The organism is Pseudomonas sp. HLT2-19-2, assembly GCF_054898005.1.
The window spans coordinates 2,706,608-2,719,857 of record NZ_CM142712.1 but is presented as its reverse complement, the minus strand read 5'-3'; the positions used below and the strand labels follow the sequence as shown (position 1 = coordinate 2,719,857).

General features: G+C 60.7%; 6 protein-coding genes and 1 pseudogene. 3 read left to right on the top strand and 4 right to left on the bottom strand.

From position 1 onward, the window contains the following. Positions 1-66: 66 nt before the first annotated feature. Positions 67-321, top strand: a pseudogene (locus ACYZTU_RS12640) (cysteine hydrolase family protein); the annotation flags it as partial. 211 nt (positions 322-532) lie between these two features. Here ACYZTU_RS12640 and ACYZTU_RS12635 read toward each other — a convergent pair. The 4 genes from ACYZTU_RS12635 to ACYZTU_RS12620 form a co-directional block, all read right to left on the bottom strand. Beyond that, positions 533-3,673: a multidrug efflux RND transporter permease subunit gene (locus tag ACYZTU_RS12635; RefSeq protein ID WP_461970570.1), complete on the bottom strand. Its 3,141-nt coding sequence runs from the start codon at positions 3,671-3,673 to the stop codon at positions 533-535. 43 nt (positions 3,674-3,716) lie between these two features. Further along, on the bottom strand, positions 3,717-4,871 hold the full coding sequence (locus ACYZTU_RS12630; protein ID WP_461970568.1) for an efflux RND transporter periplasmic adaptor subunit: 1,155 nt from the start codon (positions 4,869-4,871) through the stop codon (positions 3,717-3,719). A 67-nt stretch (positions 4,872-4,938) separates the two neighbouring features. Next, the gene (locus ACYZTU_RS12625; RefSeq protein WP_461970566.1) at positions 4,939-6,360 is read right to left on the bottom strand and encodes a diaminobutyrate--2-oxoglutarate transaminase; all 1,422 of its coding nucleotides are present in this window, start codon (positions 6,358-6,360) and stop codon (positions 4,939-4,941) included. A 118-nt stretch (positions 6,361-6,478) separates the two neighbouring features. Further along, positions 6,479-8,539, bottom strand: a complete 2,061-nt coding sequence (locus ACYZTU_RS12620; RefSeq protein ID WP_461970564.1) for a TonB-dependent receptor — start codon at positions 8,537-8,539, stop codon at positions 6,479-6,481. 259 nt (positions 8,540-8,798) lie between these two features. Between ACYZTU_RS12620 and ACYZTU_RS12615 the strand changes: the two genes are divergently transcribed. Beyond that, a complete protein-coding gene (locus ACYZTU_RS12615; protein WP_461970563.1) occupies positions 8,799-9,776 on the top strand; it encodes a TauD/TfdA family dioxygenase in 978 nt (325 codons plus the stop codon). 8 nt (positions 9,777-9,784) lie between these two features. Further along, positions 9,785-13,225 (top strand): condensation domain-containing protein, encoded by a 3,441-nt coding sequence (locus ACYZTU_RS12610; protein ID WP_461970561.1) that lies wholly within the window; start codon positions 9,785-9,787, stop codon positions 13,223-13,225. The last annotated feature ends 25 nt before the right edge of the window (positions 13,226-13,250 follow it).

The window sequence follows — 13,250 nt, the reverse complement described above, 5'->3', positions numbered from 1 at the left end:
CAACATGCCTACCGCTCGCTCCCTTCGTCCGATCATAGCGGGCATTATCTAATCGGCCGCCGCTAGCTCATCATGACCACGCTCTGGACCGAAGCCTGCCTGACGCTTCCTGTACTTGACGTGACCCAGGAAAGCTATGACGGTTCGGCGGTACCTCTCTCGCCGCACACGACGCGGCGTTGCGCCGAATGGAGCAGGAGCGCTTAATCAACCGTATACAGATGTTGGTAGCTCCAGCGACTTGTCGCGCGAGTCGAACTGCCCGGGTTGATGGGTGGTTTTGAGAACTTTGATGGATTTAACGTTGAAAGGGCGTTGTAAAAGCGACTTAAGCAAACGGTGCGTGATGAAGATGGGGCTTGTGCATGACTTCTACCTTCATCTGTTAACGTCCTGTCCGGGATTAGTTGACCACTACATCCGGCCATACAGGTACATCAATGAAGTCTCCTAGCCCTTGTGACGCTGCATAACGGAGTCCGCAAAATGTAACTTGAGGGCCGAACAATTTCGGCAAATTTGCTGATCCATGTCATCGCGCGCCCTCTTCCGGAGTTGACCCGGTGAAAACGACATTACGATTACGCAACCGATCTGCCACGGACAGCACCCAGACAAAAAACACCGGCACGAACAGGACCCCGAGCACTGTTGCCGCGAGCATTCCACCAACCACGCCTGTGCCGATCGCTCGCTGGCTGGCAGCCCCCGCACCGGTGGCGATCGCCAGAGGCACCACGCCGAGGATAAAGGCCAGGGACGTCATGATGATCGGGCGAAAACGCAGACGTGCTGCCTGAGCCGCCGCTTGCGCAAGGCTGGCGCCCTGAGCGTGAAGCGCCTTGGCAAATTCGACGATGAGAATCGCGTTCTTCGCCGCAAGCCCAATGATCGTGATCAGCCCCACTTTGAAATAGACGTCATTGGGCATGCCCATGACCGTCACCGCTGCCACCGAACCGAGTATGCCGACAGGTACGATCAACAGCACGGCAAGGGGAATGGTCCAGCTTTCATACAGCGCCACCAGTACCAGCAGCACCACAATCAACGACAACCCCACCAGCAGCGGCACTTGATCGCTGGCCTGTTGTTCCTGAAGGGAAAGCCCGGCCCATTCGAGGCTGAAACCGGCCGGTAGCCGACGGGCGATTTTCTGCAGTTCTTCCATCGCTTGGCCCGTGCTGTAACCCGGTGCGGCATCCCCGGAAAAACGTAGCGATGCTGAGCCGTTGTAGCGAGCGATTTGCAACGGCCCGACCTGCCACTCGAAACGACTGAAGGCTTCCAGTGGCACCAATCGGTTCTGCCGGTTGGGCACTTGCAGGCGTAACAGCGCTTCAGGCGTCTGGCGACTGATGCCGTCCGCCTGAACGATCACTCGCTGCATCCTCCCCTGATTGGCGAATTCGTTGATTTGCTCCGAGCCCAACGCCGTGGACAAGGCCGAACTGATCACATCAAAACTCACACCGAGGGCTTCGGCCTTTTCACGGTCGATGCTGACATTGATTTGCGGCGCATCCGCCAGACCGTCCTCCATCAGGTAGTCGATCACCGGCGACGCCTTGGCCGTCTCCAGCAAATGAGTGCGGGCCCTCAACAGTGCTTCGTGCCCCTGCCCCGCCAGATCCTGCAACCGTAATTCGAAACCGTTCGAGGTGCCGAGGCCATCCACCGGTGGCGGCACCACGCTGAACAGCGTGCCGTCGGCGACGTTTTCAAAAGCATCGTTCGCGCGCCGAGCCACCGCATCGCTGGCCTGCCCGCTTCCACGAACCGACCAATCCTTGAGGCTAGTAAACGACAACGCCGCGTTGGCCCCAACCCCGGAGAAACTGAACCCCATGATCGCCAGCACCTGGTCCGTGGCGGGTTGCGCCAAGGCATAGTGCTCCCACGCTTGCACCGTCACATCGGTGCGCGAGGCTGAAGCCGCGGGTGGCAGCTGGATATCCGTGATGATGTAGCCCTGATCCTCGGACGGCATGAATGAGGACGGCAATCGGTGATAGGCGAATGCGAGTACCAATAGCAACATCAGGTACAGGCACATGCTGCGGGTGCTGCGCCGGACCCAGCTCGAACTGAGCCGTTCGTAACGCTGGGCCAAGGCATCGAAGCGTCGATTGAAGGCATTCGCCCATCGGTTGGGGCGGGCCTGATGCGTCGGATCGAAGGGCTTGAGCAACGTTGCACACAGGGCCGGCGTCAGGGTCAGCGCCAGGAACCCGGAGAACAGAATCGATACCGACAGCGCCATGGAAAACTGCTGGTAGATCACCCCTACCGAACCGCCCATGAACGCCAGCGGCAGGAACACCGCCGCCAGCACCAGCGTGATGCCGACAATCGCCCCGCCGATCTGTTTCATCGCCTTGCGGGTCGCGTCTTTGGGCGACAGCCGCTCTTGAGTGATCAGTCGTTCGACGTTTTCCACGACGACAATGGCGTCGTCCACCAGAATGCCGATGGCCAACACCATGCCGAACAGGGTCATCATGTTGATCGAAAACCCCAGCGGGGCCATCACCGCGAGGGTACCCAGCAAGCAGACCGGGACCACGATCGCCGGGATCAGCGTGTATCGCAGGTTCTGCAAAAACAGCAGCATCACCAGGAACACCAGCACCATGGCTTCGATCAACGTGTAGATGACTTGCTTGATCGCCACGTCGACAAAGTACGAGGTGTCATAGGGCACACTCAGGGTCATGTTCGCAGGCAATGTGCTTGAGAGCTGGTCGAGCCGTGCCTTGATCGCGGCCGCCGTTTGCAGCGCGTTGGCGCCCGGCGCCAACTGCACCGACATGGCCGCTGCGGGTTTACCGTTTAGACGAGCATCGAAGCGGTAGTCCTGACGGCCCAGTTCGACCCGCGCCACATCGTGAATCCTGACACTGGAGCCGTCGTCATTGGCCCGCAGCACAATGTTGCCGAACGCCTCCACGGATTCGAGCTGCCCCTGCACCATGACGGTGGCGGTGATGTGCTGTTCGGCAGGCCCCGGACGTTCGCCCACGCTGCCGGCAGGCACCTGCACGTTCTGCGCGGCAATGGCTTTGCTCACGTCAGCCATCGAGAGGTTGTAGCCGACCAGCCGGGCGGGATCGACCCAGATGCGCATGGCGCGTTCGGCGGTGTACATCTGCACCCGCCCCACCCCGGCCACGCGGCGAATTTCGTTGTTGATGCCCCGCGCGGCGTAATCCGCCAGCCCGATAGAATCCTGCTGCCCATTGGTATACGACAAGGCGTAGATCATCAGGAAGTTGGCGCGCACCTGTTCCACTTTCAGGCCTTGCTCGATCACGGCCTGAGGCAGCCGCCCAATCACCCGTTGCAAGCGGTTCTGGACATCGATCTGCGCCATGTCGGGATCGGTTCCCGGCTTGAAGGTGATCGTGGTTTCGGCGCTGCCGTTGGCGCTATTGGACTCGTAGTACAGCAAGTCTTTCAGGCCGTTAAGCTCCTCCTCGATCAGACTGGTGATGTTCTGATTGATGATCTGCGCCGAGGCGCCGGGGTAGCTGGCGCTGACACTGATTTGCGGCGGCGCGACGTCCGGGTATTGGCTGACCGGCAAGGTGCCCAGTGTCAGCGCTCCCGCTAGCGCGATGAACAACGCGATGACCCAGGCGAAGTTCGGACGATCAATAAAAAAATCGGGCATCGGTATGATCCTGGCTGACAACCGTGAGTAAAGCGTCAGGCCCTCAGTGACGGGCCTGCTGTTCGGCCAAGGTGATGACGCTGACCTGGGTCCCGGCACTGAGTTTGTCGGCCCGCTCGATCACCACTTGCTCACCGGCCGACAGCCCTTGGGTGATCTGCCAATCGGAGCCGAGCATCGCGCCGGTGCTGACCACGCGTTCGCGCACCACACCCTCGGCGTCCACCAGCATCAATCGGGCCTGGCCATCGACACCCCGATGCAGCGCTTTCTGCGGCACAAACAACGCGTGGGGATCGACCCCGGCCGGCGCCAATACGCGCACGTACATTCCCGGCAACAGCACGTTGTCGGGGTTGGGAAACTCACCGCGTAATGTCACCTGACCGGTGCTCTTATCCACGGAGATATCGGAAAACATCAACTTGCCTTGTCGGGTTTGTGCCGGGGTGCCAACTTGCACCGTTACCTGGGCGGCGCCCGCGCCGGTGAGGGTCAGACGACCGCTGGCCACGGCTTGCTGCAAGGCCACGACCTGATCGACGGACTGGGTGAAGTCGGCGTAAATCGGGTCCAGTTGCTGAATCCGTGCCATCTGCGTGGCTTCGTCCTGCCCCACCAATGCGCCCTCGCTGATCAGGGCACGGCCGATACGGCCACTGATCGGTGCACGCACCTGACAGTAACCGAGGTTAAGTCGGGCAGTCGCCACATCGGCTTGAGCGGCCAGACGGTTGGCCTGGGCACTCTTGAGATCGGAAACCGCGTCGTCGAATACCTGCGGACTGACGGCGTTGATGTCCACCAGTTGTTTGTAGCGCTGCACATGAGCGTTGGCGCGATAGACATCGGCTTCGGTTTTCGCCAAGGCGCCTTCGACCCGCATTAAGGCGGCTTTGAGCGGCGCCGGGTCGATGCTGAACAGCAGTTGACCGGCCTTGACGTCGCTGCCCTCTTCAAAATGTCGGGTCAGCACAACACCGGCAATCCTTGCACGCACCTCGGCGATGCGCACCGGTTCGATACGGCCCGGCAGGTCGGAGGTCATGGCAAACGGTCGGGGTTGCACGGTGAGCGTCTTCACCTGAGGCGGTGACGCAGTGTGTTCAGAGGGCTGATCCTGAGCACCACATCCGTTCAATGCCAGTAAGGCAATCAGCACCCACGCGGGTTTCATCGTCGCTAAAGCCTTGCGCATTGTCAGTCCCTGTTCAAAAAAACGTGCTTGCCGGTCCATGTCGACAAGCCAGTGCGTCGGCAGATCATTAACGCGCGGCGTGCTCGTTGAGCGTACTTGCCGCCTGGAACAGGATTTGCGCGACGAGATCGATTTCCTGTTCGGTAATGATCAACGGCGGCAAGAAGCGCACGGTGGCACCGTGGCGTCCGCCCAGCTCGACGATCAGGCCGTGCCTCAGGCACGCCTGCTGGAAGGCCTTGGCCCGGGCAGCGTCCACCGGCGGATGACCTTGTACGTCGAGGGCGCCTTGCGGGTCGACGATTTCCATGCCGAGCATCAAGCCGCGACCGCGTACATCGCCCACCCAGGCGAACTCGCTTTGCAGCATCTGCAACTGTTTGCGCAGGTGCGCGCCAGCGGTTTCGGCGTGCGCCACCAGGCCTTCATCGCGGATAAAACGCAAGGTCGCGGTACCAGCGGCCATCGCCAGCTGATTGCCACGGAAAGTGCCGGCGTGGGCACCTGGCTGCCAGACATCCAGCGAATCGTTGTAGACCATGACCGACAGCGGCAGACCGCCACCGATGGCCTTGGACAAGGTGATGACGTCCGGCGTGATACCGGAATGCTCGAAACCGAACATCCGGCCGCTGCGGGCGATGCCGCACTGGATCTCGTCGACGATCAGCGGAATGCCATGGGCCTTGGTCAAGCGGCGCAGTTCCTGAAGCCAGCGGTCCGGGGCGGTAATCACCCCGCCCTCGCCCTGGATCGGTTCCAGAATCATTGCCGCAGGTGCGGTGACGCCGCTTTCCGGATCATTGAGCAAATGCTCGAGGTAGCGCACGTTCAAGGTCACGCCTTGCTCGCCGGCCACACCGAACGGACAACGGTAATCGTGGGGGAACGGCAGGCGCTGTACGCCTGGCATCAACGCACCGAGGGCATTTTTCGGCGACAGGTTGCCGCTAATGGCCAATGTCCCCAGTGTCATGCCGTGGTAAGCCCCTTCAAACGCCAGCACCGAGTGCCGGCCCGTGGCGGTGCGGGTCAGTTTGAGCGCCGCTTCGACCGCATCGGCACCGCTCGGACCGCAAAACTGGATGCGCGCATTGCGAGCGAATTCTGTGGGTAGACAGCCAAAAATTTCTTGTACGAATGCATCCTTCACCGGGGTCATGAGGTCCAGGGTGTGCATCGGCACACCGGCCGCCATGACTTGGGTGATGGCTTGGATAATCACCGGATGGTTGTGGCCCAGCGCCAGGGTTCCGGCACCGGCCAGGCAATCGACAAACACTTGCCCCCGACTGTCCTGCACATAAATGCCATAGGCTCGTTCGAGCACCAGCGGAATGCGCCGAGGGTAACTGCGGGCATTTGATTCCTGCTGTTGCTGGCGTTCCAGCATTGGCGTCGAATCAAGGCAGTAAGGGCTCGACAGACCGCTATGCAACAGGCGTAGCTGTTGCGCGCCACCCGCTGTGACATTCGAAAAAGCATTCATGATTTCCTCCAGGGAGGCTGGTTTTGGAAAGAAGCAGGGCTGCCTGAATACGAACGTCCCAGACAGCAACAAACCTTGAAACCGAACGCGGGGAGCCTGCCTCCCCGCGCCCACCGGTTTACATGTCGTAACGCAGAACCACACCCACCGTGCGCGGCGCGCCGACGTCAATGATGTCGTCGTTGCGGTTGTTGGTGACGTATTCCTTGTCGAAGGCGTTTTTCACGAAACCGGACACTGCAACGTTCTTGGTGACCTTGTACTCGGTGTTGAAGTTGACCAGCACATAGTTGTCGCTCTTGAGCTCGCCAGTTACCTGACCGTCCGCGTCGAACAGGTATTCCGACGGCGTGGTGCTCTGGTAGGTGACGTCCGTGTTGAAGGTCAGGCGGTCGTCCCAGCGATAGGTACCACCCACCGACATCTTGTACTTGGGTGAATAGAGGAACGACTCGCCGCTCCTGTCCTGGCCATCACCCGCGACGAAGTCCTTGTACTTGCCATCGGTGATAGCCCCACCGGCGGTCAGCGTCAGCTGTTCGGTGATGTCTTTTTCAACGAAGACTTCCAGGCCCTTGATATCACTGCGACCGGCATTGAAGATGTGTACGAACTCGCGGTTGTCGTCCAGAACACTGACCTGCTGGTCTTTCCAGTCGGTGTAGTACAGGTTGGCGCGGGTACGCAGGGTCTCATCGAAGAATGAACCGCGGTACGACAGTTCGTAGTTTGTGGTGTATTCAGGATCGTAGGACTCGTGACCGCCGCCTGCACGGACGTTGACGCCGCCGCCGCGATAGCCTTTCTGCACCATGAATCCTAGGTACTGCCCCTTGGCCAGCTCATAGTTGATGCCCAGTTTCGGCAGCACGGCATCAAACGACTTGCTGACTTTCCCAGGGCTGGAGAAGTCATCCTGATCGACGTTGGTATCGTTCGTCTCGTGGTCGTAACGAAGACCGGTGATCAATGTCCAACGCGGGGCGAACGTCCAGTCGATTTCACCGAAGACCGCTTTGTTTTCAATCGTCGTGTCGCCCTTGACGGTCGCGAACAATTCGTTATCGAACAACAACTGGTCGTGGAAGTTGTTGGTGTTGTGGCCATAGTAGGCACCGACGAAGCTCTTCACCGTGTCCGAGCTGTAATTCAGGCGCAGCTCCTGACTGAACAGGTCGCCGTCCTGCTTGCGCAGAATGACTTCGTTGGCTTCAGCCGTCTGGTCGAAGTCCAGACGATTGCTGTAGTCCGAACGGGTATTGGCGGTAAGGCTGGTCAGGGACCAATCATCGTTCAGGCGATAGTCGACCTTGGCGCTGACGGTGTCCTGCTTCAGGTTGTCGAACGCCTTGGTGTCGGACGATACCTTGTAGTAACGGATCTTGTCGTTTTCGCGCATGACCGAGTTGTCGCCCTGACGGTGTTCGTTATGGGCGTAGGTCAGCAGCACATCGAGATCGTCGTTGGGCAGGATCAGCAGCTTGCCACGGGCATTACTGGTGCGATTGGGGTTGGCGTCATCGTGGAGTGCGATGTTGTCGATGTAACCGTCACCTTCCTGGGAATCCACGGCGATGCGTCCGGCGATCTTGTCGTCGACGATCGAACCGCCACCAGCAACGGCTGCTCCGCGCTCACCATATGTCCCCACATTGGTCCGCGCCGAGAAGGTCGGCTGGAAGGTTGGATTTTTGGTCTGGATGACCACCGCACCGGCCAGGGAATTTCGGCCCTGAGTGGTGGACTGCGGGCCGAGGAACACTTCGACCTGCTCTACATCCCAGAGCGGGATCGGGCTGAGGGTCAGTGCGCGGTTCGGCTGCACGGCGCCGTCGACATAAACCGATACGGCGCCGTTGAGGGTCGCCGGGCCCTGGTCGTCGAAACCGGACACCGGCACACCGCGAATCCCCCAGTTTTCGTTACCGGCCTGGCTGTACACACCTGGTGTACGGGCGAACACGTCGACCAGGCTGTGGTCGGCCTTCTCGCGTAGTTGCTGCTCGGTGACAACCACAACGCTGGACTGGGTTTGCTCAAGGGTGCGGTTGATTTTTTCACCGGACACCGTGATCGGAGCGATCTCCATTGTGTTCGACTGTTCGGCCGCCCATGCGCTATTAGCCAGGCACACCGCTGACCCCACAGCCAACGCAATTGTATTTTTCTTGAAATTCACGCCCCGCTCCCATCCGACAGATATTTGTTGTTTTTTTCAGCTGGCTGAATGCTGCTCGGCGCCAGCGGGGCGGAGTCTAATCCAAAAAAAAAAATAAAGGAATAAGATTGATAATCTATCTCATTAACAACTAATATGCCGCCGTGTATCAGAGCGAATACATTCAGTCGAGCTCTGCACCGGCGACCTCTGCCCCGTTTTCAAGGTCTGCCCAAGCCGCTCCGACTGATCGAATAAAGATAAAAAGGATGCGCAGCGGATGACCTCAATCGAACACCTGAGCCGGCGTTCCGAGCTTTTTTCCCTTGTTCCAGCGGATGGCAGCGAGCAGTCGTTACCCGTGCTAGTGCAGGCGGCATCGGGACAGTCGATTCATGATCTCGACGCGTCGGTTCGCGACACGCTGCCCCAGGCGCTGACCACCGTTGGCGGCGTGCTGTTTCGAGGATTCACTGTCGCCACGCCTATCGACTTCAAGCGCTTCGCCGCCAGTTTCGGCGCGCCGCTGGCCAGCTACGAATTCGGTTCCACGCCGCGCAGCAAAGTCTTTGCCGGGGTCTATAGCTCCACCGAATACCCAGCCCATCAATTCATTCCCTTGCACAACGAGCAGGCCTACACCCGGCCTTGGCCTTCGCGCATCTGGTTCCACTGCATCAAGGCCAGTGAAACCGGCGGCGAAACGCCGATTGCCGACAGCCGCCTGATCTACCAGCGCATGCCTGCCGAGATCCGCGAGCTGTTCGCCAGTCGCGAGCTTCTATATGTGCGCAATTACAGCGGCGCGCTGGACCTGCCCTGGCAGAAAGTCTTCAACACCGAAGACCGCGCTCAGGTTGAACGCTACTGCCAGGACAACGACATCGAGTGGGAATGGAAAGCCGATGGCGACCTGCGCACCCGCCAGCGTTGCGCCGCCGTGCTGCAGCATCCCGATACCGGTGAGTGGGTCTGGTTCAACCAGGCGCACCTGTTCCATGTATCGGCCATCGAACCGGGTGTACGCGCCAGCCTGCTGGCGGCAGTGGGTGAAGAGAATCTGCCACGCCACGTCTACTTTGGCGACGGCTCGGCGATTCCCGACGACGTGCTCGACACCGTGCGCGAGGTCTATCGCCGGACCGCCATCAGTTTTCCCTGGCAACCCGGCGACATCCTGATGCTCGACAATCGACTGGTCGCACACGGCCGCAATCCTTACACCGGTGACCGCAAAGTCATCGTTGCCATGGCGTGAATTCCACCATGTTCTCATTCAATCACTGGATCGACGTGCTGGAGGCCAACGCCCTGCACTTCCCGCAGCGTGCTGCCCTGCATTTCCTGCAGGACGGCGTCGAGATCGGCGAAACCCTGACCTTTGCCCAACTGCACGAGCAGTCCCGATCCCTCGCGGCCGCCCTGCAATCGCGCTACGCAGCGGGCGATCGCGTGTTGTTGATGCTGCCCAGCAGCCTCGATTACGCCCGTGCGTTCTGCGCCTGTTTATATGCCGGCCTGATCGCCGTGCCGTTGTTCCCGCCACCGTCGCGCAAGCCGCGGCACCTCGACCGGGTGCGCAAGGTGGTGGTGGATGCTGCCCCGTCGCTGATCCTCGCACCTGCAGATCACTGCCAGGGTTTGCTGGAACTGGTGGAAAACCAGGTCGATGTACTGACGGTCCACGACCTGGGCACGCCGCCGGCCAGTCAGTGGACGCGCCCGGACGTCGACGGCGCGACCGTGGCGTTCCTGCAATACACCTCTGGCTCCACCGGCACGCCAAAAGGCGTTGAAGTACGTCAGCGCAACCTGATCGCCAACGTCGAACTGATGCGTCAGGCCTACGGTTTCGATGAACATGGCGGCATGGTCAACTGGCTGCCGCTATACCACGACATGGGCCTGATCGGCGGTATGCTGGCCCCGCTCTACAGCGGCATGCCCTGCTACCTGATGGCTTCGCAGACCTTCGTCAACGCGCCGTCGACCTGGCTGCAGGCGTTGAGTCGCTACCGCGCCACCGCCAGTTTCGCCCCCAACTTCGCCTATGCGCTGTGCAACCGGGTGGTCAGCGACAGCCTGATCGCACAGCTCGACTTGAGCGCCTGGCAACACGCAATCAATGGTGCCGAACCGATCCACCCCGGCACCCTCGAAGCCTTCGCCCAGCGCTTTGCCCCTTGCGGCCTCAACCCTCTGGCAATCAGCCCCGGTTATGGCCAGGCCGAAGCGACATTGTGCGTCAGCGCCACGCGGGCCGATGCACTTCCGGTGGTGTTGCGCCTGGACAAGGCCGTGCTGGAAACCGGTCGCGTGGCGTTGGCGGCCACCGATGCCGCCGCCGTGGAGTTCGTCGCCTGCGGTTATCCGCAAGCCTTGCACAGCATTGCCATCGTCAACCCGCAGAGCCATGAACGCTGCGCTGCCGATCGCATCGGCGAAGTCTGGCTTAGGGGCCCGAGCAACGCCGAAGCCTATTGGAAAAACCCCGAAGCCAGTCGCGAAGCCTTTGAGGCGCGCATTGTCGGTGAGCCCGGCAACTACCTGCGCTCCGGCGACCTGGGTTTCATGCACGAAGGCCAGGTGGTGATCTGCGGGCGGCTAAAGGACTTGCTGATTCTCAATGGGCGTAACCTGTACCCCCACGACATCGAATTTGCCATTACCGATTCCGAGCCGGGCATTCGCACCGGGCGCATCGCCGCGTTCTCGGAAATGGACCCGGTGCTGGGCCGCGAGAAACTGGTGATTGTCGCCGAGCCTCAACGCAAGTTCGTCGACCCGGCTCATCACCCGGCGCTGTTTGCGTCGATGCAAAACGCCGTGCGCGAAGCCGCCGACTGCGGTATCGATCAGATCGTGCTGGTGGAAGCCGGCACCATCCCGATGACCACCAGCGGCAAGATCGCCCGTCAAGGCGCTCGCAAACAACTGGCCGCGGGCTCGTTAAGCATCATCGCCCAGAGCGGTGGGCAGATCGCCTCAAACAGCGAAACCATTGACCTCATTCAACTGAAGCATCGCGTGGGCAATGCGCCGCCGCAAACCGGGCAAGCCGGGCAAGCCGCGTGCCGTCAGTGGCTTGAGCAAACCCTGCGCGAGGTCAATCCGTACCTGACAGCAGACTGTGAACTCAGCCTGATCGGCCTCGGTCTGGACTCCATCAGCGTGGCCGACTTCGCCGCCCGCCTGCACAAGGATCTGGGCTGGAACCTGGACACACAAAGCCTGTTCGGCGAACAAACACTGGCGGAATGGGCGCTGGCCTTGCAGTGTTTCCTGAGCGAGCCGGCGCCGACGACCAGCGCCTCGACCACGCGGACGAACGTCAGCCAAAGTCATCAATCATTCGCCCAAAGTCGCCTGTGGTTCTTGCGTCAACTGAATCCGGACGACACCCGGCACAATCTGGTGTTGCACCTGAGCCTGCAAGGTCCGCTCGACATCGAAACCCTGGCGCTGCGCCTGAACACTCTGGTCAAGCGTCACAGCGTGCTGCGCACGGTGTATCGCGATGGCGTCGATGGGCCGCAGCAGCAGGTTTTACCAGCCACGACTGTACCGCTGACCTGGGACGATCTGCGTGATCAGAGCGAGCCGCAGCAACAGCAAGCACTCAGCGACTGTCTGGCAAACGAACACGCCACGCCAATCAACCTCGAGGCCGGGCCACTGCTGCGCGCCCAACTGCTCAGCCTTAAAGATGGGCAGCATGACCTGCTGCTGACCCTGCACCACATCGCCTTCGACGGGCGCTCGGCGCAAGTGCTGCTGGCGGAGCTGGCCGGCTCGGCCGACGCTGAATTGCCGGTGCAGTACCTGGATTTCGCCCAATGGGAAGCCCGGCACTGGAGCAAACAGCGGATCACCACGGAACAAAACTTCTGGCGTGAGCATCTGGCAAACTTGCCGCAAACCCTCGAGCTGGGTGGTAGCGGCCAGACCCAGGGCGAGCACAGCCTGAACTTCACTGTGCCCCAGGCAACCTGCGAACACCTTGCAGCGATGGCCCGCGAGCAAGGCATGACCCTGTTCATGCTGTTGCTGGCCAGCTATCAATTGGTGCTCCAGCAACTCAGTGGACAGCAACAGTTTCTGCTGGGCACCGATGTCAGTGGCCGTCCGCTGGCGGAACACAATGACGTCATTGGCTTCTTCGTCAACCAACTGGCCCTGCGCTGTGACCTGCACGGCGAACCGACACTGGCCGGTTTTCTTGAACGGGTGCGCGATGAAGCGCGACTGGCCTACGCACATCAAGGCCTGCCTTTCGATCTGGTGGTTTCGGCGCTCGCGCCGGAGCGCCGTGCGGGTCACTCGCCGCTGTTTCAGGTCAAGCTCAACTATCAACCGTCACGGGTAACGCCGACCGATATCGCCGGCGCGCACATGACCGCTCTGGACGTGGCGCAGGCGCCGGGGGATTTCCACTTGGTGCTCGATCTGGTTCACGGCGCCGCAGGCATCGACGCGACCCTCAAGTACCGCGGCGAATACTTCGATCAGGATCGCGCCCTGCGCCTGCAACACCTGTGGACGCGCCTGTTGGACGAAGCCCAAAGCCTGTTGCACGAACCGCTGCCTGCGCTGGCCGAACGGCTCGGCGTTTGGGATCAGACTTTCCAGCGTGAACGCCAACAGTCCCAAGCGCTGGCGGGTCGCAGCCAGATGATGCAAACCAAACGTCGCTCATTGTCCCTTTAACCCAGATCCATTAATCCAGTTGGAT